We start from the raw sequence: 22,364 nt of genomic DNA, 5'->3' as shown, positions 1-22,364 counted from the left end.
TATAAATAATATAATCTTAATCAAAAAATTGAGATATACCTATTATAATCATTAATATACCAGCAAATATAGTTGGTTTATTCCCTATATTTAATTTTGTAATGAATTTTAATGCAAAGTTACCAGAAAAGAATATAGCTAAGCTAATTATAAAATAAGGGAAAGACACCATAAATGCATTATATCCAATTAATGCAGAGCTGACTGAACTGCTTATATCGTCTAATGCAAGGGCAATACCTACAGATAAGGCTTCCTTATATCCTAATTCCCTGACATGAGTATTGTCTAAATCAAAACTTTTTTTACTATGAATCGATGTGTATATCATTCTTATACCCATTACAACTAAAAGTAACATACTTATGATAGAACATTCGGTATCATTAAAATAATTGGATATAAATTGACCAAATAAAGAAGCTAAGAATGAGACTAAAAAAGCAAGAAATGATATTATCAAATTCTTAGCCAGATTAACTTTTATACCAGCTACACTATACGCTACTCCTACTCCAATATTGTCGATACTATTAAGAATTGCTATAACGAATAAATATATTAGTTGCATAGTTTTCACCCCCTTAAATAATTCAGGCAATTTGACTTGTTATCTTTTTGAATATGCCTTAAGTAGAATAATCTCTAAAAAAGAAATTTGAGGGGAGTAAGTCAACTTATTGCTTTTTGAGAATGCAATACTATGCTTTTTATCCGATAGCTAGCATCCGTAACACTCCAAATATATGAAACATAGGGGCACTCACAGAGTAAGCGACTATCATCAAATCATAGATTTGGACTTTTACTTATCTGCTTAACTGGGAGATAACGGCTGCACGCTCCTGGACGGGGTATAAGTTCAACTAAGATTCACTTGATATATTATATGCAAGATGACATAGTATGTTATAAATATTAATTAGTGTAAAGGAACAAACTATAGATTATATAGTTAAAGAAGGTGAACAATATGAATGCAAAGATACCATTTTATGAAGAATATAAAGATAAGATTAGATGTAGAGTATGTCCTCATAACTGCATAATAGATGAAGATAAATTTGGAATATGTAGAGTTAGAACTATAAAAGATAGTGTACCTACAGCTATTAACTATGGAGAAGTCACATCTATAGGCATTGATCCAATAGAAAAAAAGCCATTATATCATTTTAGGCCTTCAAAGAATATTCTATCTATTGGAAGTTTCGGGTGTAATATGACTTGCAGTTTCTGTCAAAATCATGAAATATCTCAAGGAAAACCGCAAACTCAATATATAAGTATAGAAAAGCTAATTGAAATTATTCCATCAGTTGAGAACAATGTTGGAGTTGCGTTTACTTATAATGAGCCTTTTATGTGGTATGAATATATGTATGATTCCGCTAAGAAAATAAAAGAAAACAATCCTGATACAAGTGTTGTAGTTGTGACTAATGGTTACATTAATGAAGAACCGCTTAAGAAACTTCTTCCTTATGTTGATGCAATGAATATAGATTTAAAAGGGTATACAAATAGGTACTATAGCAATATTTGCGGAGCAAAGTTAGAACCAGTTTTGGAAACTATAAAAAGGTGTAATAATCAGTGTCATATAGAAATAACAACATTACTTGTTAGTGAAGAGAATGATTCTTTAGAAGAGGCCAGACAAATTGCTGAGTTTATCGCTAGCGTTAACGAAAACATACCTCTTCACTTGAGTAGATATTTTCCAAGATATAAAATGGAGAATGCCGCTACCAATGTAGAAAAAATAACTAATGCACAAAATGAAGCTAAAAAATATCTAAAGCATGTTTATGTTGGAAATGTTCAAGGTGTAGACAATAACACTTATTGTGACAATTGCAATAAGCTGCTTATTAAAAGAACAGGATATTCTACAGAAGTATTTATAAGCGGTAATAAATGTGAAAAATGTGGTGAAGAGATCAATATAATAGTCTAAATAAACTATAACTTAGACTTATGCAATAACCAACCGAAAGAGAAGGTGCTCTGTTTCTCGGTTGCTAAAAAAAATAACTGTGGATTTCTATCATTAAAAGTTGCACCAATCCTGCTTGTTCCTTAGGCGAGCTAATGACAAGCAGAACTGGAACAACTTTTACTGAAGAAATACCTACAGTCATTTTTTCAATGCAACACTACGAAAAAGAGCACCTTCTCTTTCTGATATGGAAAGTATTACAAAGCATAAACCAAATTCATGCTTTGGGTATCTATATATATGCAGAAATATAGGAAGATGTAATTAACCATAATTTCACGCATGCTATCCCACTATAACTCAATAAAATGGACATTTGATTTTCTATATACTGAGGCATAAAAGGACTTTATCAAACTATCCATACTTATTAAGTTTGAATGTATAACTTTAATAGAAATACGTGACATATTGTTTGCAGTGTTTCATTGGAATTTTGATGATAATGATTGTTAAGTGAAATTCCAAATCTATGATTTGGTAAATTGAACTTACTCAGTGAACGTAGTGAGTCGAGTTTCCTTTAAAATTTCCACAATGCTTGTTCAACGTTTCTCGTTGAGGCAAGCATTGTGGGTACAACTTCTAGTCGTAGAATCATCCATCGAAATGCCTAGAAACCGAAACACAATATGTCACTTATTTCGGTAAGTTATCACAAAACTAAGTTTTAGTATGTTTATCTATTTGATGCATTATTATTTATTAAGTGAAAATGGGTTAAATTTAATAGCTCCACTATATTGGTAAGGATAAAATTCTTTTAAATGAGAAAGATAGCATGTCCATTGCAACGTTAGTGCTTTATAAACTCTACAGATATCATTCTTAATGTGAAGGATATCATCTCTAGTTAGTTCTTTATGTTGCAAGAAAATAATCTCGTCTCTTAGATGCATTAGAGGCATAAGTAAATCCGCAAAAGTCTCATGTTCTAGAACATTTTCGTTACTTATTAGGTTGGTGAGAATGTCCCTACTTTCCACAACGAGTTTTTCAAGCCTACTATAATCTATTTTTTCGAAATTAATCTCGTGACTATGATTTTTAAATTTCAAATTAGAGGTTTTTAGATCAGTAAAGTCTAAATCTAGCAATTTAATTTTTTCATCACCAGCAGCAATTATCTCTAAAAGCGTAAAACCAATATCACTAAAAAATAGTCCAACTAACATATTTAACTTACTTAAACGCTCAAGCCTCGCACGTCTTTCAACAAGTTTTTCAAATACAAGTGTAACTGCAAGTATGTTTATTGGAATAAAACATAGGTTCATTAAAGAATAATATTCAGTGTTTTCTAATTGACCAAACATTAAATAATGAATAAGGAACATTACAAATGATAAAAAAAATAAAATAAATGATACAAATAAATAGTGTTTAAAATTCTTCATGATGTCTCCTTTAAGATAGTTTTAAGGCACATGAAATTTTTTTGGTTGTGCCTAATAAATAACAATATCCAGTTTAAAGAATTTGTACGAATATGTAAAGATATTATCATTTGTATTCTTATGGTAATTGGCCTATAATATATTAAATATCATTCATTTTATCAATAAAATTATGAGATTTAGTAGAGAATTGAATACTAACATTCAAACTAAGGGGGACATGCTATGAATTTAAATGAGTGCTTAATAAGTAAAGATAAAAATCTATTACAAATAGATAGAATATGTGAATTATTAAAAATGACTTACTGGGCAAGTAAGAGGGACAAGGAAACTATCTTGAAATCTATGGAAAATTCAGTTTGCTATGGTGCATATTATGATGATGTACAAGTTGGTTTTGCAAGAGTTATAACAGATTATGCTACGAATTTTTATATTTGTGATGTTATTATTGATGAGAAGTTTCAAAGAAAAGGATTAGGCAAAAAGCTTATAAAGGAAATTTGTGATGATAACAGCTCAAAATCCTTATTAGGGCTTTTAATTACAGAAGATGCTCACAAATTATATGAAAAGTTTGGGTTTGAAAAAGATAGTACGAGCTTTATGTGCAAAAAGAGAAGTGAGTAATTTTATGAATCTCATGTTTAATAATTTATGATAGAAAATGAATCTTAAGGATTTTACTAAACTATAAGGCACAATAAAAAATAATATATTAATGAAAGAATTGAGGAAATTATGGATAAAGTAAAAAAATGGGTTCCTGAGTTGCAGAGCTTAAGTGGACTTTCTATTATATTTGTAGTTCTCATACATGCTACATCATACTATCTTTTAAGTGTTTTACATATGGATTCTTTTGAGAAAGTAGATTATTCAACTAGATTAGTGGACAACCTTATCCATGGGGCTGTACCGATGTTCATATTTATAGCTGGATATAAATATGCTTTAAATGATTCGAATAAACCTTATAAGGAATTTATTAAGAGAAGAGTAAATAAAGTTATAAAACCATTTTTGGTAATTAGTATAACCTTTTTCATTAAGGATATTATAACTAATGCTGAGCACATAAATATAATAAATTTGTGCAAAAGTTTTTTAAGAATATTTATTGGCTATAATGCTGCATATCAATTGTGGTATATACCATTATATATTGTAATATTGCTGGTATATCCAATATTATATAAGATGATTAAAGATGAAAGAATTAGGAGTTTGTTTATTTTAGGAATAGTAATAACCCAATACTCTCTATCATGGTTCATTGATTTATTAGCTAGTCATCCATTTGATTTTGTATATTATCTTTTATATTTTCATATGGGATTAATTTTTTGTAAGTATGATGTAAAAAATAAGTTTATGAAGTTTGATACCATAATAATAGCTGCATATATAGTAATAACACTAGCAATAACATTTAACACTATTGATTACGTAGCTGGCCCTTTAAAGAAATTTATATTATGGCCATTATCCGTAATGGCATATTATTTTTTTGTTATAAGAATAAAAGAAAATAAAATACTACAATATTTAGGTAAGTATTCTTTTTACATATTTTTATTGCATGAACCAATCTTTTGTACAGATATATCGTATTTTTTTAAATCAGTTGGTATTTATTATTCTGTATTTGAATCTTTTATAGTAGGAATATTTACACTAATTGTAACGATGATACTCTATAAAGTAATAGAGAGTACATTTATAAAAAAACTGATATTTTAATAGGTTTGAAAAAGGTAGAGTTGGGAGGACACGATAATGAATAAACAGGAATTTGAGGAATTTTTAAATAAAAAGATACCAATAACAAAGGCAATGGGGCTAAAGGTTGTAGAATTTACGCCATCAAAGGTTCGAGTATCAGCTAAATTAGAACCTAATATAAATCATAAAGGAACAGCATTTGGAGGAAGTATTAATACTCTAATGACTATTTGTGGTTGGGCGATGGTATTTATAAATATTAAGGAAATAGATCCAGAGGTTCATATAGTAATTAAAAAAAGCAACGTTAATTATTTAGCACCTATACGTGAAGACTTTATTGCAGAATGTGAATTGTCTAATGAAGAAAGTAGAAAGGATTTTTTAGAAACATATAATAGGCATAAAAAGAGCAGATTGAATCTTAAAGTTTCTATAAAGGATGATAAAACAATCTTTGCTGAATATGAAGGACAATATGTGGCATTTAAATAGATAAGTAGAAATAATTGTTGACGGTGAACAATATAAGTAAGAATTTTATGGAGGAAAATTAATGGGAATTAAAAGTATGCATCATGTTTGTATTCAAACTAGTAATTATAAAAAATCCCTTGAGTTTTATACGAAAATTTTAGAATTTGAAGTTGTACAAGAAACTAAAGATTTTCATGGAAGAGATTTTAATACTTGGTTAAAGCTTGGTGAATTTATGATTGAACTTCAAACTAGTAAAAAAGAAGATACTTTGATTAAATGGAATAAGTTAAATGAAGGAATAGTACATATGTGCTTTTTAGTAGATAATGTGAATGAAGAATTCAATAGAATTAAAAGTTTAGGTTACGATAATTTCAAGCTTAAAAACAATGAAATTATTTATAAAGTTGAAGATAGCTTTCTATTTAAGATAAAAGCACCTGAAGGTACTGAAGTTGAAATAAGGGACAAAAATAAAATATAGAGGTTTAATATGACCTGCTGTTGTCATATTCAATATGATATATTTTGAATATGATTGGAGGGATATATTAATGAAATATGAGTGGAAGAAGCAAGCAAAAGAATATTACATGCCTAAGAGCAAAGTTGAATTAATAACAATACCAAATTTTAAATTCTTTATGATTAAAGGAAAAGGAAATCCAAACAATGAACGTTTTTCTGAAGAGATAGGAGTTCTATATTCTCTTTCTTATGCAGTGAAGATGATGCCCAAAAGCGGAATTGTACCCGAAGGATATTTTGATTATACAGTTTTTCCTTTGGAAGGTATATGGGATATTAGTGAAGAAGGAAGAGGAAAAAACAATTTAGACAAGAATGAATTGATTTATACGATTATGATTAGACAGCCAGATTTTGTAACGGAAGAAATTGCTATGAAAGCATTAGAAATTGTTAAAAGGAAAAAGCCACATCCTCTATTAGAGCGTATTATATTTGATAGTATAGAGGACGGGGTATGTGTTCAGATACTGCATAATGGCTCTTATGACGATGAACCAAAGAGCTTTGAAAAGATGGAAGAATTTTGTGATTTAAATAATCTTGAAAGAGTATCAAAGGTACATAGAGAAATATATATTTCTGATGTCAGAAGGGTAGAGCCATCGAAGTTGAAGACTATTTTACGCTACAAAGTTAATTATATAGATAAATATTAGTATTGATAGACATAGTTATATTAGGTTCATGGGAAAATATGTTATACTATCATAAGAAAGATCAATAACAAGAAATTAATTTATGGAACAGATAAATTATAACATCTTGTGGATTTTAAGGAGAGATAATATGATAAGTTTATTTACAGCTTTTGCGACAGGAGAAGATTTTTTTTATGAAGGAGCATTTATTGCAAAAGTAAAATATCAAAGATTTAATGAAACAACAAATAGTGAGAGCTTTAAAAATGAAATTATAAAGAATAACAAAAAACTTTGTATAATTGAGTGCATAGGATATAATGACACAGAAATTATAGAAAAATTGACAGTATATTTGATGATGAATATAGGCGCAAAAGAACCAATGAAATCAGACACGTCCGAAATACAAGGAGTTTTGTGGCGCAGTTTTTCAAAGGAAGAGATTGCTGAGTTTAGTCATACTACAGGAGATACAAATTCAATACATTTAACTGACAATCCAGTTGTTCAAGGGCTATTTATATTAAAAGAACTTTGTAACACAACAAAGGTAAATGAAATAGAAATCAAATACATTCATCCTGTATATGGGGATAATCCTGTGTATATTTTAAGAGAAGAAAATACAATAAAAGGATTTAGTAATGGATTTTTGTGTTTTCAGGCCACAGTATAGTACTAAGTGAATTAACAATTTACTGTGCAATCTGGGAGGTTTTATAGTAATTTTAGGTCTGAAAGTTTTATTACTGAATAAATTTTTTTTAGTTTATATAAATAAAAAGAATACCTTATAAGATAGAAAACTATTTTATAGGGTATTTTTTATTAATTATTATTTATATTTAATCCTCATAAAATCTTCATAACTTTTTATTATAATTATGATAACGTAATATTAATTGAATTTTTACTTGATTTTAACTATGTATGTACTGATGCTAGATTTATTTAGAGGTTGGTCATATAATGCTCTTTATTAATAATTGCAAAATTATCAGCGAATCTAAATAAATTTATATAAGGATATAAAGTTTGGCTTTATCATAAAAGCGATTTTGAGGAGGAAATTATGAGTATTAAAAGGGATATTATAAAAGTATATGATATGACATGCAATTCATGTGAAAATAGAGTAGAAAGAGCTCTAAAAAAAGTTGAGGGAGTCATTAATGCAAAGGCCAGCTATAGTGCAGAGGAAGTAGTTGTGGAATATGATAGCTCTCTTTGTACTAAAGAGCAGTTAAAAAGTGCAATTAAAGCAGCAGGTTATAGTACTGAAACCTCAAATACTTTTAAATACGTGGGCTTTTTTGTTATAGCTGCTGCTATATTGTTAATTGGAAATTCTACTGCAGGTTTTGACATGAGTGCTAAGTTAAATAATGCATCATATGCAGTATTATTTATTGTTGGTGTGTTTACATCTATACACTGTGTAGGTATGTGCGGTGGAATAATGCTTACTCAAACTCTATCTAAAAACAGTATAATAGATGAAAAACAGAGTAAGTTTAAGAATTTAATGCCTTCAATTTTATATAATGCTGGAAGAGTAACGTCGTATACTATTATTGGTGGAATTGTTGGAGCTTTAGGTTCAGTATTATCATTATCACTTAATGTAAAAGCTGGCCTACAAATAGTTGCAGGAATATTTATGATAATAATGGGATTAAATATGGCTGGTTTTTCAGCATTCAGAAAGTTTAATATTAAACTACCATGGTCATCATGCAAGATAAAAAATAAACCCAAGGCTCCTTTTTTAGTTGGTGTGTTAAATGGATTGATGCCTTGTGGACCATTACAGACAATGCAACTTTATGCTTTAGGAACAGGTAGTGCAGCAGCCGGAGCTATATCAATGTTTTTATTTTCTTTAGGAACAGTTCCATTGATGTTAGTATTTGGAGCAATATCAGGATTACTAAGTAAAGGATACACAAAACAGATCTTAAAATTAAGTGGAATATTAGTAGTGGTACTTGGCTTAATAATGGGGAATAGAGGGCTAGCACTAGCAGGTGTTGGAATTCCAAATGCCACTACATTAGCTCAAAGTCTTTCAGGAACTGAAGCCAATGCATCTCAGACTAATATAGGTAAGGCAACCATGGAAAATGGAGTTCAAGTAATAAGAATGACTGCAGATAATAATGGATATACACCTAATGCTTTCTATGTTCAAAAAGGAGTACCTGTTAAGTGGATAATTTCAGGAAAGCAAATCAATTCTTGTAATAATGCAATTGTTGTGCCATCATTAAATATACAAAAAACTTTAAAATCTGGTGAAAATGAAATAGAATTTACTCCACAAGATGGAGATATAAATTTTAGCTGCTGGATGGGAATGATTAGAGGAGTAATCAAAGTTACGGATAATCTTGACTCTGTAGATACCTCTAAGGCAGATTCATCAATTCCAGCGCCAAGCAGTGGAATGAGTTGTTGTACGGGTGGAGGGTCAGCAAGCACTGTACCAAAGGCTCCTAGCATATATGGAGATGATTTTAAAAAAGTCTCAACAGATAGATTAATTAAAAAAGCAAATATATCTGGAGATACACAAAGTATTAAGATGAAGGGCATAGGGTATGAATTTGATCCACTTGTAATAGTTTTAGAAAAAGGTATAAAGACAAACTTAAGTATAGATCTTAGTTCATATGATGATGCTGATGGTAATTATGTAATATTAAATGGTGATAATGATGATATAGTGACTAACTTCCAAGGTAAAAAGGATAAAGTAAATGTTGATTTTAGCATAAAAAACAGTGGAACATATTTGATCATTAAAAATAATCAAATTTTGGCTGGAATTGAAGTCACTGACTCATTAAAAAATGTGAATTTAGAAGAAGTTCGTAAAAAGTTTATTAACGAATAAATAAAAAGCCGTTATTACACATAGTATGATAACGGCTTATTAAGTTTATTTTGTTGTATAAAGAACAAAATAGAGTGTTTTAGGTAATATAATATTATTAAATAGAAGATTGACACAAAATCCACATAATTTTTTTATATCATAATCTTATGCTTAGTTTGATAAAGTATGGATGTGGAAATACTAACCAATGATAGAACGTTTATTTAAGAAGGAGGTTTTTATGATGAGAAACTTTACTAAAATTACAGCGGTAATTTTAATGATATTTACATTAAATTTTATTTCGACGCACTCATCTGGGGAGCGAATTATAGATAGAGAGTTAAGTAATGTAAGCCGTTTTGTAAAATTGATAAGAAATGCTGATTTGAATAACCTTCGAAGTACGTTAAAGAGTATTATTATTGTTCCAAGGAATAATGAAGAGAACGATACAATATATCCTAATGAATTGAAACAATATATTTTAGACAATATTCATAATATAAAAGATATTAAAGTGGTTGAAGAGCCGAAAATAATTGAAATAATAAAGCCAATACAAAAAACTCCAGTAAAGAAGGATTTTCAGTTAGGAGCGATAAAGGAAAATACTAATCTCATTGTAAATGATCCAGGTTATAAGTATGAATGGGATATAAGTTATACAGAAGCAGATAAAGCTTGGGAATTAGTAAAACAAAAAAGAGAAATAAAAGTAGCAGTTTTAGATACAGGGGTAGACTATACACATCCTGATTTGAAAAATAGAGTATTGAAGAATAGCGGATATAATTTTGTAGATGATAATGCTGAGATAATGGATGATAATGGTCATGGAACTCACGTATCGGGAATAATTGCAGCAAGCGCTAATAATAATGTTGGCATTTCAGGAATTACAGGAACTTTAGACGTAAAGATAATTCCAATTAAAGTACTTGATAGTAGTGGTAATGGAGAAACAAATAATATAGTTAGGGGAATAAAGTACGCTGCTGATAAGGGGGCAGATGTAATTAATCTAAGTCTTGGAACAAATTCTAAAAGCAAATCAATTGCGGATGCAATAAATTATGCAAAGAGTAAAGGGGTATTTGTTGTAGCGGCTGCTGGAAATGATGGAGAGAGCAGTGATAATGTTAGTCCGGCTAGTGATGGAGCATTTGCAGTAGCAGCGATGGATTATAATTATAATAAAGCTTATTTCTCAGATTATGGAAACTGCATAAGGGTCTCTGCTCCAGGGGTACAAATACTAAGTACGGTTCCAGGAGGATACGAAGCATGGGATGGCACTAGTATGGCAGCACCAGTGGTAACAGGAATTGCAGCGATGATTAAAGCAGAAGACCCGAATTTAACACCAAGTCAAATAGAAAGCATATTAGATAGTACTGCTAAGGATATAATGTCTAAAGGTAAAGATCAACAATCTGGATATGGGATGATTAATGCCTATAGTGCAATTAAAAAAGTGAAACAAATAGAAAAATAGAGTTCATCATTGTAACCTAGAGGCAATTAAGAAAAGAGATAATATAAATGGATCTACATATAATATTCATAAATTTATGTTAAAATACTAGAATATGAAAGTATTATATTAATATAAAATTGCATGAGGTAAATATTATGAATAATATCCTAATAATTGAAGATGAAAAAAGTGTATCAGAAGTATTAAAGGCATATCTAGAAAAAGAAGGGTATGGCGTTTATTCTACTGAAAATGGACTCGATGGAATTGAAGTTTTCAGAAAAGAAAAAATAGATTTAGTAATTTTAGATTTGATGCTTCCAGATATTGAAGGTGAAGAAGTATGCAAAGTTCTAAGAAGAATATCTGATGTATACATTTTTATGCTTACGGCTAAGAGTGCATTAAGTGATAAAATTGAAGGTTTAAATATTGGAGCAGATGAATACTTAACAAAACCTTTAAGTCCAAGGGAACTTACTGCGCGTGTAAATGCGCTATTTAGAAGGATAGGTGGAAATAAAGAAAATATTATTTCACTTGATAAAGGCAAATTAACAATTGATATGGATAGGCGGTTAGTTAAGTTAGATGGAGAAGAAATAAGTTTAACTCCAAACGAATTTGATATACTCTATGTCTTAGCTTCAAATAAAGGAAAGGCATTTACAAGAGAAGCAATTATTGAGAGAACTTTTGGGATTGATTTTGATGGTTCAGATAGAATTATAGATGTTCATATAAAGAATTTACGTAAGAAAATTGAGGAAGATAGTAGGTCACCAAAGTATATACTTACTGTTACAAAAATTGGGTATAAGTTTGGTGATGATATATGAGGCAAAGTATTAGAAAGCGTTTAAGCATAATTATAATATCTTGTTCTGTAGTCGCAGTACTTCTATCCGCTTTACTAGTAAATATAACTATAACTAACACATTTACTAAGTATATGGAAAACATACAAACTCAAAGGAATACTAGATTAGTAGAATATTTTCAACAAGTTTATAAAAGTGATGGTGGATGGCAGCCAACTTCTGGCGAAGAAATGATGCACGAAGCATATATGAGCAATTATTGTCTGACACTTTATGATGAAAATAAAAAAGTAGTTTGGGCAATGAATCATGAAGATATAAAATATAAAAATCATATCACAATAAATGGTTCAGAAGAAACAGGAGTCTATACTACAAGCACTTTTGATATAAATGTAAATGATAAGACTGTAGGATATATTGCAGTAGGTCAATACGCACCTGTTATGCTTTCACAAGAAGATATAAGTTTTAAGACTCAAATTAATAAGAGTATTGTATTTAGTGGAGTACTAACATTATTGATAGTGTCTATCATAAGCTTGATTTTATCAAAACAATTTTCAGAACCTATAAAAGAAGTCTCGAAAACGTCTGTGAGTCTATCACGAGGAAATTATGATTCGAAATCAAATATAAAAAGTGATATTGAAGAAATTAGAAATTTAACTGAAAGTATAAATTCATTAGGGGATAAGTTAAATAGTCAAGATTTGTTACGAAAAAGACTTATTTCAGATATATCTCATGAAATAAGAACCCCACTTAATGTACTTCAAAACAATTTAGAGGCCATGATAGATGGGATAATGCCTATAACAACCGAAAAACTTAATAATTTAAATGACGAAGTAATAAGATTTGGTAAGCTTTTAAATAATCTAAATGCATTAAAGGAAATCGAATCTAATGAAATTGTGCTTAAATTGGGGATAGTTAGTATAAGAGAACTTCTTTCTACTGTAATTAGTGATTTTTCCATTGCAGCTAGTGAGAAAAACATAAATCTAATCATGAATGAAGAAGATAGAGATTACATAGTTTTAGGGGATTATGATAAATTAAAACAAGTATTTATAAATCTTATATCAAATGGAATTAAATTTACTAATATTAATGGAACTGTATGGATTAATATTAGTAGTGAATCGGATAAGGTTATTATCGAAATAAAAGATAATGGAATTGGAATTAAAAAAGAAGATTTACCTTATGTTTTTGAACGAATGTACCGTGGGGATAAAAGCAGGCATAAAATTGAAGGTAGTGGAATTGGGCTTACTTTAGTAAAGAAAATACTAACACTGCATTCAGCAACTATCGATGTAGATAGTAAAGAGAGTAAAGGAACTATATTTACTGTATGCATGAGTAAAGAGAGTGAAATTAAATAATGATATTTAAGGCTGTGGCACAATTATTAAAAGATTGTGTCACAGCCTTTTTTGAAATAGGTAGAATATCTTCATCTAATCTTCATACTATTTATTTAAAATATATACATAAGGAGGGAACAAATTGAAAAGTAATAATTTAAGTTTTAAAGAAAAGAATATGCTTTGTCATAGATGCCTAATAAATGTAATGAAAATAAGAGGAGGAATTTATTATGAATTGTCATGGAAATAATAAGAATAGCGAAAATAAAAAGCACAATCCAATAAAGCATATGCTAATGATGGTACTTTGTTGTGGATTACCATTCATAGTTGTATCAATACTCCCTTTTATAAACCTTCAAGGGGGATTAAAAACAGCGATAGCTGGAATTGCGCCTTTTATATGTCCTATCATGATGGTACTTATGATGGGGATGATGTTTAAAGGTAGTAAGAATGGAAGCTGCTGTAGTGGAAAGAAAGAGGTAAATGAGAATCAAAATAAAATAGAATAACAATTTGAAATAACTGTTTTTTATAAAAAGAATAAGATGATTAATATATAAATAATATGATTTCTAAAAATATTAAGGGTATGCAGTATATAATTGCATACCCTTTAAATATTTAATTTTTATGTATTTAAACTTTCAAAAATTTGAATAAGGACCACGAGCTTCCAATGCCTCCAATAAGAATGCCAGTTAATACAAATTGCCATTGAAGAGCTTGTGTAATATAAGATGGCGACAATAAGTTTATCAAAAGCAAACTTTCATTTATCTTTATAAAAACTATCTTATAAAGACTATATAATAAAACAGTAGAAGCAATTGCACCAATCAAGCCTATAACAGCTCCCTCAATGACAAATGGCCATCGTATAAACCAATCTGTTGCACCAACATATTTCATTATTCCAATTTCTTTACGTCTTGAAAAGATTGTTAGTTTAATAGTATTACTAATTAAAAATATTGAAGTAGCTATCATTAATATAAATAAAACAATGCTAATCCATTTAAGACTGTTAGAAATGGAGATTATTTTATTAGTAAATTTTTGGTCATTATTAATTGACTCTATCCCGGGCATGTTTTCTATTGAACTTATTACTTGCTCAGATACTTCTGGTTTTTCTAATTTTACTATATATGAATTGGGTAGCGGGTTATTTGAAGAATCATAATTACTTAATAAGGAATTATCATTTTCAGACACTTCTTTATTAAATTTATCTAAAGCTTCAGATTTATCTTCATATTCAACGTCACCGATACCAGGTATACTACTTAACTTTTGATTTATATTTTCCTGATCTGTAATGCTAATTCCGTCTTTTAAAAATACTTGTATTTGTAATTGTGATTCAACATTCTTCATTCCAATTTGTATATTTTGCGATAATAAGATGAACATACCCATTAAAAATAAAGTTGCGGTTACTGTAATTACCGAAGCTAAACTAATAGTTTTATTTCTATTTAAGCTTTTAAATGCATCAATAATATAATATTTAAAAGTATTAATTTTCATAATCGTAAGTCCCCCTAATTTCGTCCCTGATTATAGTTCCGCTTTCAATAGCAATTACTCGTTTTTTCATTTTATCAACAATGTTTCTAGCATGAGTAGCCATAAGAATTGTTGTACCATTTTTATTAGCATCATACACTTTAGTAACATCTACAAATTTTATCATTAGTTCTCCTCCAATTAACATGTACTAAATTTTATGGATTTATATTCATTGTTAATTTAGTTAATTATTCTGGTAGTATTATAACTTATTTTTATGAAGAAATTGTGTGATTGTAACTGGTAATATATTCCTGCTAGTGAATCTTCATAATTTCTACACAATTTTAGTGTATTATTGGAGTAACTTTACAAAAGAGGAACAAGTGTTACTCTAGAGAGAAGGAGCGAAACAAATGAAAAAAACATCAAGGACAGTTATGTTTGCAGTTGCATTAGCGTTAGTAACACAAATATCAGTAGTTGCTGCACCAATATCTAATCAAACACAACAAAGCCAATTGGAGCAAAATAAAAATTCATTGAAAGAAGCGCAAGATAAAAGAGAAGAACTTGAAGCGAGCATTGAAAATCTAGACAATCAAATTGAAGATTATATGATGAAAATCGAAGAAAATAAGAAGAGCATAAATTCTACAGAAAACGATATCAAAACTACTAAAAAACAAATTACCCAAGTTGAAGAAGAAGTGAAAAATCAGCAAGATGTATTAGACCAAAGAGTGAGAGCCATGTATATAAATGGACAATCTAGTTATCTCAAAATTTTATTAGATTCAGAAAACTTTAGTGATTTAATAACAAGAGTTGAAGCAGTTAGAAAGATAATTGGTATTGATAAAAAAATAATAAGCGACTTGAATGATAAGAAGTCAGTAGTGGGAAGTAAAAAAGCATCTCTTGAAGTTAAGTATGGTGATTTACTTACATTAAAGAATGAAAATGAAGATAAGCTAACAAATTTAAATAGTAACATAGCTGATCAGAAGAAACTAATAGTTGAGGCTAAAGATCAAGAAAGATTATATGCATCGAAGGTAGATGAATCTCAAGCATTAGTAAATACAACTATGAATCAAGTAAATAAAATAAGAAGTGAGGCGCCAAGAGTTAATGCTTCAAGAGGAACAACATCTGCCTCTGCTTCTGGAAATAATGTAATAGCATATGCTTCAAATTTCTTGGGAACGCCATATTTATGGGGAGGAACAAGTCCTTCTACAGGATTTGACTGCTCTGGATTTACTCAGTATGTATTTGCTCATTTTGGAATTAGTCTAGGAAGAACAACATATGATCAAATTAATGATGGATATGGAGTTTCAAGAGATGAACTTCAAGCTGGAGACTTAGTGTTCTTTGGTAAAGGTGGAGACCCAACTCATATGGGAATATACATTGGTAATAATACATATATTCATTCACCAAGAACTGGTGATGTATTGAAAATATCACCAATGACGAGAACTGATTATATAACTGCTAGAAGAGTAAAATAGTAAGATTAGAATACATACCTTATAAATAGCACATATTAAAAATATCGCATTTATTGCGATATTTTTGCTTTTATAGAATAGGAATAATTAAAAAATTTCCGATACATAAAAATAATTTAATGTGAATGAAAAACTTCATAAAATCTACATAAGTAAGTTGTAATATAAGAAGATGATGTAAGGATAATTTAACCTTAAAGATTATTCTTTTCCAAGGATTAAACTAAATATTTACTATATAGAAAGATTATTGGGTAATAAATTAATATGGTAAGGAGGTAAAAGTGAAGATAAATAAAGAAAAAATAAAAGTCTATGATATGACTTGTAATTCATGTGAGAATAGAGTAGAAAAAATATTAATGAAGTTAGAAGGAGTAGTTAGCGCTAAAGCTAGCTATAGCAAAGAGCAAGTCATAGTTGAATATGATATTGAACTTTGCGACATTCATAAGATAAAAGAAAGTATAAAATCTGCAGGTTATAGTATTGAGAGTTCCGATAAGTATAAGTTTATTGGAATATTCATTGTTGTAGTAGCAATTATATTCTTAGGAAGCACTACTGGTGGATTTGATATGAATGCAAAGCTTAATGGAGCCTCATATATTGTTTTGTTTATAATAGGTATGCTTACATCGATTCACTGTGTTGGTATGTGCGGAGGAATTATGCTTTCACAAAGCATGTCTAAGAATGAGGCAAGTAAACTTCAAGTTGTTCGCCCTGCTATTTTATATAATGTTGGTAGAGTAACCGCTTATACAGTTATAGGGGGACTAGTAGGGGCATTAGGTTCAGTACTATCTCTATCATTAGCTACAAAATCAGCTATGCAGATATTTGCAGGTGTATTTATGATTATTTTAGGATTGAATATGGCTGGGTTTAGCATGTTTAGAAGGATGAATCTAAGATTACCTTGGTCTACATGTACAATGAAAAAGAAGTTTAAAGCACCATTCCTAGTAGGTCTTTTAAATGGGTTAATGCCATGCGGACCTCTTCAAACAATGCAATTATATGCACTAGGTACTGGTAGTGCAACGAAAGGTGCTCTATCAATGTTTTTGTTCGCACTCGGGACAGTTCCATTAATGCTTACTTTAGGTGCATTATCAGGACTTTTAAGTAAAGGTTATACTAAAAAGATATTGAAAATGAGTGGATTTCTAGTAATAATTCTTGGAGTTATTATGGGTAATAGAGGGCTTGCTTTAGCAGGAGCAGGAGTACCTGATTTTATGAATATTAGGAGTAGCTCAATTGCAAGTTCTTCATCTGAATCCGACATGAGTAAAGCTATTTTGAAAGATGGAATTCAGGAAATAACTATGACGGTAGATGGCAGCGGATTCACTCCAAATCAATTTTATGTTAAGAAGGATATACCAGTAAAGTGGATAATAAAAGGTGATGCAATAAATCCATGTAATAATGCTATCGCTATTCCTGCTTTAAGTCAGGAATATACTATAAAATCTGGAGAGAATATAGTGGAATTTACTCCAAATGATAAGGATATAAATTTTAGCTGTTGGATGGGAATGATCAAAGGTTCAATTAAGGTGACGGATAATTTAGATACAGTGGACACCTCAAAAGATCAGTCAACTCAAGAAGAGCGAGCTCCCAGTATTTTTGGTGATGATTTAAATCAAGTTTCAACTGACAGATTGATTAAAAAGACTGTTGTTTCAGATAATACCCAGACCGTTAATATAAGAGGAATTGGATATGAATTTGAGCCACTTATTGTAGTAGCAAATCAAGGGATGAATACTAAGATATCACTTGATTTGAAGGCTTTTGATACTTATGACGAAAAATTTGAAGTGATAAATAGTGATACTAAGGAAAGTATTGCTTCAGTGAATGGTACAAAGGGAATAGTTAGTATGGATGTAAAGTTCAATAAGAATGGGAAATTTGCAATAGTAAATTCAACTAATGTATTAACGGTCATCCAAGTAGTAGATGACATAAACGTTATAGATTTAGAAAAAGTTAGAGAACAGTATTTTAGCAAATAATGATGTGGGTTTTCAAAATAATTATAAAATGAATAATATTTTAAGACTATAGATAGAAATTATTGTAGGAGTTAATCATAGAAAAAGTTTTAAACATATTATCTACATAATTTATGGTTATAGTTATAGTAATAAATGCAAATATCAGGAGGAATTTAGATGGGAAAAAGTGATCTAGTAAACAAGCAAAAAGCTTCAGGAAAAAGGCTGGTTAATAATTACAAAAAGTTAATTTTTATAGCAATAGCCTTAATTAGTATATTAGCTATGGCAGGATGTTCATCTTCAAGCAAGGAAAGTGCAGCAAACACTAATAATGAAGCTAGTAGTGGCGGTAATTCAAGCAAGAACAGTGAGTCAAGTAGTAGTAATAAAGAAAGCAAAAGTGAAGAGTCTAAAGCAACTAAAGCAGATATAGTTCCAGGAATAGAAATTAACAAAACAGATATTTCTAATACAGTAAAGTTTTATCCATATGAATCAAATGGTATCAAAATGGAGGTTTTAGCATTAAAGGCTAAAGATGGGACTATAAGAACTGCATTAAATACTTGTCAGGTGTGTTATGCTTCAGGAAAAGGATATTATGTACAAGAAGGAGATGAATTAGTATGCCAAAACTGTGGTAACAGATTTGCATCAAATATGGTAGGAAAAACTAAGGGTGGATGTAACCCAGTGCCTATATCAGATACGAACAAAGTTGATGATGGCAATAAAATAACAATTGATAAAAATTATTTAGATAAAAATAAAGCTTATTTTAGTAATTGGAAAGTTAGTTAAACTATAAGGCATCAAAAAAGATATAGGGGCATTAGTGCCTATATCTTTTTTGTTTTCATTTCTAATTTTTATAAGTTATGCCATTTGGAGTTCTTCCGACAGAAATGATGGCGATTACTTTGTTTTTTGAGTTATCTATAGCAATTACTGTATTATCATACATATTTGTTATATAAACATATTTATTATCATGTTAAAGAGCTTTGATACAAAATTAATTTAATATCAAAGCCCTATTTCATTATAATTTTAAATACAGGTCTTGACTTCGTTAGCGAATAGGTAAGACTTACTTTTGATACATAAATTTATTATTTTTTTGATTGTGCCTTAAACATTGAATGGAAACTTTGATATCTATACCTTTACTATGTTCAAATGGTATAATATAAAATTAGATAAGCTAATATTTTAAAAAACATGTTAATTTTAGAATATCACATGCATGGAATACGATACTAATAAGAGTATTTTGCGCTATTCGAAAGATAAGAAATAAAATGAAAAAGAGGTTGATTTAAAATGGGAAAATTAAGAGTTATAGGTATAGGACCTGGAAGTATTGAAAATATGAGTATAAGAGCTTTAAAGGCGATTGAAGATAGTGATGTTATTGTTGGATACAATAAATATATAGATATGATAAAAGAGTTAGTTAAAGATAAAGAATTATATTCAACAGGTATGAAAGGTGAAGAAGCTAGATGTAAAGAAGCATTAGCTTTATGTAAAGATAAGAATGTTGCATTAATAAGTACTGGTGATGCAGGAATTTATGGTATGGCTGGACTGATACTTGAGCTTAAGAAAGATGAAGAGGTTGAAATAATTCCAGGTATAACTGCCAGCAGTGCAGCTGGATCTATCGTTGGAGCACCACTAATGCATGATAACTGCAATATTAGTCTAAGTGATCTTATGACACCTTATGAAGATATAAAAAAGAGAGTAAGGCTTGCGGCAGAAGGTGACTTTGTTATATCACTATATAATCCTAAGAGTAAAGGAAGGCCAGATTACCTAAGAGAATGTATTGATATAATAAGAGAGTTTAGAAAGGATTCAACACCAGTAGCAGTAGTAAGGCATGCTCTTAGGGAAGGGCAAAGTTATAATTTATTTACTATTGGGGATTTTGATGCTGAAATTGTTGATATGATGTCAATTGTAATAGTGGGAAATTCAAAGAGCTTTTATAAAGATGGCAAGTTTATAACACCAAGAGGATATGAAAATAAGAGGTAGATATGATTGGATTTATTTTAGGAACGTCTGAAGGAAGAAAAATATTATCATCAATATGTAAATATACTAATGATGTTGCTGTATCTACAGCAACAAGCTACGGTGGAGAGCTTCTTAAGGAATTTAACATAAAGGTTTTGAATACCAAACCTTTAAATAGAGAAGAAATGTTAAGTTGGATGAAACTAAACGATATTCATGTATTAATTGATGCTTCACATCCTTATGCACAGGAAGTTACCAAAACTGCTTTAGAGTGCACAAAGGAGCTTAAAGTTAAGTATATAAGATATGAACGAAAGGGAGCATTAGAAAATAATGAAGGTGAAGAGATAATAAGAGTTGAAAATTATGATGAAGCTATTGATATAATTAAAAGTATAGAGGGAAATATTTTAAATACGACTGGTGGAAATAATGTCTCTAAGTTTTTAGATTTAAATTTTAAATATAGAGTGATACATAGAATTTTACCAATGCCTAAAGTGTTAAACAAAATAGTTGAAGCAGGAGTTAGTATTAAGGATATTATAGCGCTTCAAGGACCAATATCTTATGAACTAGAAAAAGCTTTTATTAATCAATATTCTATTAAAGGGATTTTAACAAAGGACAGTGGTGAAGAAGGTGGAGTTTTAGAAAAACTTAAGGCTGTTCGTGAGAGTAAGATTAAATTGATTGTCATAGAAAAACCAAAACTTAAATATGATTTTGAATTCAATGATGTGGATAAATTATTGCAGTATTTAGTAAAAGAATATAAATTAAAGCAACTTTCTATGAGTTATAAAATTGAAAGAACTACAACGGGAAGCAGTGATTTTAAGATATTGGAACAAAAACTTGACGATGAATTATATCAAATATATGGAGAAATGCAAAATATTTATTCATCGCATAATACAGTAAGTGATTTACAAACAATAATAGTGTATGAAGATAATAATCCTGTGGCTTGTGGGTGTTTAAAAATTCTTGATACTGATTTAGCAGAAGTGAAAAGAGTATTTGTATGTCAAAATAATAGAGGAAAAGGTTTATCAGAAATCGTAGTAAGAGAAATTGAAAAATTAGCTATTGAACGTAAAATTAAAACACTCATTTTACAAACAGGAAGTAAGCAGAATGCGGCTATAAATTTATATAAGAAAATGGGTTATACACTAATAGAAAACTATGGCCCTTATGTTAATGACGATAATAGTATTTGCATGAAAAAATTAGTTTAATAACTTAAAAGAGTTAAATGGAAAGGTCATAATGAAAGGCTTATTTTGAGTATAGAAGAATTTTGTATTCATGAAAAGAAGTATCTAGAATTAATAATTGATTTTATGAGAAAATTATTATTGATTAAATAATATTAATGAAATATAATCAAAATAAATAAAATAATTCTTATTGAAGGGAGTTAAAAGCAATGAGCGTTAAAGAAAAAGTATTAGAGGTTATGAGAGAGGCTGGAAAGCCAGTAAGTGCAGGAGAAGTTGAAAAATTATCTGGTTTAGATCGTAAAGAAATTGATAATGCATTTAAAGAATTGAAAAAGGATAGTGCAATTGTATCACCAGTTCGATGTAAGTGGGAACCAGCAAATTAATAAAAATAATACATATATTGTAGCAATTAAAAAAAGGACACTCTGTTGCGAATGCTGCTAGAGAATACGGAGATGGATTTCTAATAAATAGAAGTTCTATCATAGTATTTTAAGTGCATCATCTTGTAAAAGGGTATCCTTTTTTCTTATATAGATATTATGCGATAACCAACCGAAAGAGAAGGTATTTCAAAGCATAAATCAAATTCGGAGTTTGGATATCTATAGGAGGATGTGATTAACCTTAAAAAATTAAAATATTTAAAATGAATTGAGAAGAAGATATTTGTTTAAATGGAGGTAAATAATGTTATAAATATTACAT

21 protein-coding genes and 3 pseudogenes are annotated in these 22,364 nt (G+C 29.4%); 19 read left to right on the top strand and 5 right to left on the bottom strand.

Going from position 1 to position 22,364, the window contains the following annotated elements; translation table 11 throughout:
• Window positions 1–16 precede the first annotated feature (16 nt).
• Entirely contained in the window at window positions 17–571 is a 555-nt protein-coding gene (locus CLCHR_RS18580; protein ID WP_079441406.1) for a manganese efflux pump, read from the bottom strand.
• Between the two features lie 402 nt (window positions 572–973).
• On the opposite strand from CLCHR_RS18580, the gene amrS reads away from it, so the two are divergent.
• Complete coding sequence (gene amrS, locus CLCHR_RS18575) at window positions 974–1,960, top strand: AmmeMemoRadiSam system radical SAM enzyme (protein WP_079441405.1); 987 nt, start codon at window positions 974–976, stop codon at window positions 1,958–1,960.
• A gap of 740 nt (window positions 1,961–2,700) precedes the next feature.
• Here the strand turns inward: amrS and CLCHR_RS18570 are convergent.
• Entirely contained in the window at window positions 2,701–3,399 is a 699-nt protein-coding gene (locus tag CLCHR_RS18570; protein ID WP_079441404.1) for a hypothetical protein, read from the bottom strand.
• A 225-nt stretch (window positions 3,400–3,624) separates the two neighbouring features.
• Here CLCHR_RS18570 and CLCHR_RS18565 point away from each other — a divergent pair, with 225 nt between their 5' ends.
• The 11 genes from CLCHR_RS18565 (at window position 3,625) to CLCHR_RS18515 (ending at window position 13,852) form a co-directional block, all read left to right on the top strand.
• On the top strand, window positions 3,625–4,032 hold the full coding sequence (locus CLCHR_RS18565) for a GNAT family N-acetyltransferase (RefSeq protein WP_079441403.1): 408 nt from the start codon (window positions 3,625–3,627) through the stop codon (window positions 4,030–4,032).
• A 111-nt stretch (window positions 4,033–4,143) separates the two neighbouring features.
• The gene (locus CLCHR_RS18560; protein ID WP_079441402.1) at window positions 4,144–5,145 is read left to right on the top strand and encodes an acyltransferase family protein; all 1,002 of its coding nucleotides are present in this window, start codon (window positions 4,144–4,146) and stop codon (window positions 5,143–5,145) included.
• Between the two features lie 36 nt (window positions 5,146–5,181).
• Window positions 5,182–5,622, top strand: a complete 441-nt coding sequence (locus tag CLCHR_RS18555) for a YiiD C-terminal domain-containing protein (RefSeq protein ID WP_079441401.1) — start codon at window positions 5,182–5,184, stop codon at window positions 5,620–5,622.
• Window positions 5,623–5,683: 61 nt separating this feature from the next.
• Window positions 5,684–6,091, top strand: coding sequence for a VOC family protein (locus CLCHR_RS18550; RefSeq protein WP_079441400.1), 408 nt, complete (start codon window positions 5,684–5,686; stop codon window positions 6,089–6,091).
• A gap of 70 nt (window positions 6,092–6,161) precedes the next feature.
• Window positions 6,162–6,794 carry a GyrI-like domain-containing protein gene (locus CLCHR_RS18545; protein WP_079441399.1) on the top strand — a complete coding sequence of 211 codons (633 nt, stop codon included), beginning with the start codon at window positions 6,162–6,164 and terminating at the stop codon, window positions 6,792–6,794.
• 130 nt (window positions 6,795–6,924) lie between these two features.
• The gene (locus CLCHR_RS18540; protein ID WP_079441398.1) at window positions 6,925–7,455 is read left to right on the top strand and encodes a hotdog family protein; all 531 of its coding nucleotides are present in this window, start codon (window positions 6,925–6,927) and stop codon (window positions 7,453–7,455) included.
• Between the two features lie 396 nt (window positions 7,456–7,851).
• Window positions 7,852–9,675: an urease accessory protein UreH domain-containing protein gene (locus CLCHR_RS18535; protein WP_079441397.1), complete on the top strand. Its 1,824-nt coding sequence runs from the start codon at window positions 7,852–7,854 to the stop codon at window positions 9,673–9,675.
• A gap of 223 nt (window positions 9,676–9,898) precedes the next feature.
• Window positions 9,899–11,155 (top strand): S8 family peptidase, encoded by a 1,257-nt coding sequence (locus CLCHR_RS18530; protein ID WP_079441396.1) that lies wholly within the window; start codon window positions 9,899–9,901, stop codon window positions 11,153–11,155.
• A 137-nt stretch (window positions 11,156–11,292) separates the two neighbouring features.
• Window positions 11,293–11,976, top strand: coding sequence for a response regulator transcription factor (locus CLCHR_RS18525; protein ID WP_079441395.1), 684 nt, complete (start codon window positions 11,293–11,295; stop codon window positions 11,974–11,976).
• A complete protein-coding gene (locus CLCHR_RS18520) occupies window positions 11,973–13,352 on the top strand; it encodes a sensor histidine kinase (RefSeq protein WP_079441394.1) in 1,380 nt (459 codons plus the stop codon). The genes CLCHR_RS18525 and CLCHR_RS18520 overlap by 4 nt, the downstream gene beginning before the upstream one ends.
• Before the next feature lie 215 nt (window positions 13,353–13,567).
• The gene (locus CLCHR_RS18515; protein WP_079441393.1) at window positions 13,568–13,852 is read left to right on the top strand and encodes a hypothetical protein; all 285 of its coding nucleotides are present in this window, start codon (window positions 13,568–13,570) and stop codon (window positions 13,850–13,852) included.
• A gap of 127 nt (window positions 13,853–13,979) precedes the next feature.
• Here the strand turns inward: CLCHR_RS18515 and ftsX are convergent, their stop codons facing one another.
• Window positions 13,980–14,873, bottom strand: a complete 894-nt coding sequence (gene ftsX, locus CLCHR_RS18510; protein ID WP_079441392.1) for a permease-like cell division protein FtsX — start codon at window positions 14,871–14,873, stop codon at window positions 13,980–13,982.
• Window positions 14,863–15,006: pseudogene (locus tag CLCHR_RS24550) on the bottom strand (cell division ATP-binding protein FtsE); the annotation flags it as partial. The pseudogene CLCHR_RS24550 and the gene ftsX, both read right to left, overlap by 11 nt.
• A 265-nt stretch (window positions 15,007–15,271) precedes the next feature.
• On the opposite strand from CLCHR_RS24550, the gene CLCHR_RS18505 reads away from it, so the two are divergent.
• The 3 genes from CLCHR_RS18505 (at window position 15,272) to CLCHR_RS18495 (ending at window position 19,194) form a co-directional block, all read left to right on the top strand.
• On the top strand, window positions 15,272–16,375 hold the full coding sequence (locus CLCHR_RS18505) for a C40 family peptidase (RefSeq protein WP_079441391.1): 1,104 nt from the start codon (window positions 15,272–15,274) through the stop codon (window positions 16,373–16,375).
• A 284-nt stretch (window positions 16,376–16,659) separates the two neighbouring features.
• Window positions 16,660–18,408, top strand: a complete 1,749-nt coding sequence (locus tag CLCHR_RS18500) for an urease accessory protein UreH domain-containing protein (RefSeq protein WP_079441390.1) — start codon at window positions 16,660–16,662, stop codon at window positions 18,406–18,408.
• A gap of 159 nt (window positions 18,409–18,567) precedes the next feature.
• Complete coding sequence (locus CLCHR_RS18495; protein ID WP_242966150.1) at window positions 18,568–19,194, top strand: DUF2318 domain-containing protein; 627 nt, start codon at window positions 18,568–18,570, stop codon at window positions 19,192–19,194.
• Window positions 19,195–19,255: 61 nt separating this feature from the next.
• On the opposite strand, the pseudogene CLCHR_RS18490 reads toward CLCHR_RS18495, so the two are convergent.
• Window positions 19,256–19,372, bottom strand: a pseudogene (locus tag CLCHR_RS18490) (YVTN family beta-propeller repeat-containing protein); the annotation flags it as partial.
• Window positions 19,373–19,716: 344 nt separating this feature from the next.
• Here CLCHR_RS18490 and cobJ point away from each other — a divergent pair.
• The 4 genes and pseudogenes from cobJ to CLCHR_RS18475 all read left to right on the top strand — a co-directional run bounded on the left by cobJ (window position 19,717) and on the right by CLCHR_RS18475 (window position 22,039).
• Window positions 19,717–20,439: a precorrin-3B C(17)-methyltransferase gene (gene cobJ, locus CLCHR_RS18485; protein WP_079441388.1), complete on the top strand. Its 723-nt coding sequence runs from the start codon at window positions 19,717–19,719 to the stop codon at window positions 20,437–20,439.
• 2 nt (window positions 20,440–20,441) lie between these two features.
• A pseudogene (locus CLCHR_RS25295) lies at window positions 20,442–21,203 on the top strand (cobalt-precorrin-6A reductase); the annotation flags it as partial.
• 15 nt (window positions 21,204–21,218) lie between these two features.
• Window positions 21,219–21,668 carry a GNAT family N-acetyltransferase gene (locus CLCHR_RS25290; RefSeq protein ID WP_341456925.1) on the top strand — a complete coding sequence of 150 codons (450 nt, stop codon included), beginning with the start codon at window positions 21,219–21,221 and terminating at the stop codon, window positions 21,666–21,668.
• 191 nt (window positions 21,669–21,859) lie between these two features.
• A complete protein-coding gene (locus CLCHR_RS18475) occupies window positions 21,860–22,039 on the top strand; it encodes a transcriptional regulator (protein ID WP_079441386.1) in 180 nt (59 codons plus the stop codon).
• Window positions 22,040–22,364 lie beyond the last annotated feature (325 nt).

It is taken from the genome of Clostridium chromiireducens (assembly GCF_002029255.1).
In the GTDB taxonomy this organism is placed as follows: domain Bacteria; phylum Bacillota; class Clostridia; order Clostridiales; family Clostridiaceae; genus Clostridium; species Clostridium chromiireducens.
This window is presented reverse-complemented; position numbering and strand designations above follow the sequence as displayed.

Coding starts and splice junctions, on each gene's coding strand:
- CLCHR_RS18580 (WP_079441406.1), bottom strand. CDS start 571: ATGCAACTAATATATTTATTCGTTATAGCAATTCTTAATAGTATCGAC.
- CLCHR_RS18565 (WP_079441403.1), top strand. CDS start 3,625: ATGAATTTAAATGAGTGCTTAATAAGTAAAGATAAAAATCTATTACAA.
- CLCHR_RS18535 (WP_079441397.1), top strand. CDS start 7,852: ATGAGTATTAAAAGGGATATTATAAAAGTATATGATATGACATGCAAT.
- CLCHR_RS18530 (WP_079441396.1), top strand. CDS start 9,899: ATGATGAGAAACTTTACTAAAATTACAGCGGTAATTTTAATGATATTT.
- CLCHR_RS18550 (WP_079441400.1), top strand. CDS start 5,684: ATGGGAATTAAAAGTATGCATCATGTTTGTATTCAAACTAGTAATTAT.
- CLCHR_RS18495 (WP_242966150.1), top strand. CDS start 18,568: ATGGGAAAAAGTGATCTAGTAAACAAGCAAAAAGCTTCAGGAAAAAGG.
- CLCHR_RS18545 (WP_079441399.1), top strand. CDS start 6,162: ATGAAATATGAGTGGAAGAAGCAAGCAAAAGAATATTACATGCCTAAG.
- cobJ (WP_079441388.1), top strand. CDS start 19,717: ATGGGAAAATTAAGAGTTATAGGTATAGGACCTGGAAGTATTGAAAAT.
- ftsX (WP_079441392.1), bottom strand. CDS start 14,873: ATGAAAATTAATACTTTTAAATATTATATTATTGATGCATTTAAAAGC.
- CLCHR_RS18520 (WP_079441394.1), top strand. CDS start 11,973: ATGAGGCAAAGTATTAGAAAGCGTTTAAGCATAATTATAATATCTTGT.
- CLCHR_RS18560 (WP_079441402.1), top strand. CDS start 4,144: ATGGATAAAGTAAAAAAATGGGTTCCTGAGTTGCAGAGCTTAAGTGGA.
- CLCHR_RS18515 (WP_079441393.1), top strand. CDS start 13,568: ATGAATTGTCATGGAAATAATAAGAATAGCGAAAATAAAAAGCACAAT.
- amrS (WP_079441405.1), top strand. CDS start 974: ATGAATGCAAAGATACCATTTTATGAAGAATATAAAGATAAGATTAGA.
- CLCHR_RS18475 (WP_079441386.1), top strand. CDS start 21,860: ATGAGCGTTAAAGAAAAAGTATTAGAGGTTATGAGAGAGGCTGGAAAG.
- CLCHR_RS18555 (WP_079441401.1), top strand. CDS start 5,182: ATGAATAAACAGGAATTTGAGGAATTTTTAAATAAAAAGATACCAATA.
- CLCHR_RS18540 (WP_079441398.1), top strand. CDS start 6,925: ATGATAAGTTTATTTACAGCTTTTGCGACAGGAGAAGATTTTTTTTAT.
- CLCHR_RS18570 (WP_079441404.1), bottom strand. CDS start 3,399: ATGAAGAATTTTAAACACTATTTATTTGTATCATTTATTTTATTTTTT.
- CLCHR_RS18525 (WP_079441395.1), top strand. CDS start 11,293: ATGAATAATATCCTAATAATTGAAGATGAAAAAAGTGTATCAGAAGTA.
- CLCHR_RS18505 (WP_079441391.1), top strand. CDS start 15,272: ATGAAAAAAACATCAAGGACAGTTATGTTTGCAGTTGCATTAGCGTTA.
- CLCHR_RS25290 (WP_341456925.1), top strand. CDS start 21,219: ATGAGTTATAAAATTGAAAGAACTACAACGGGAAGCAGTGATTTTAAG.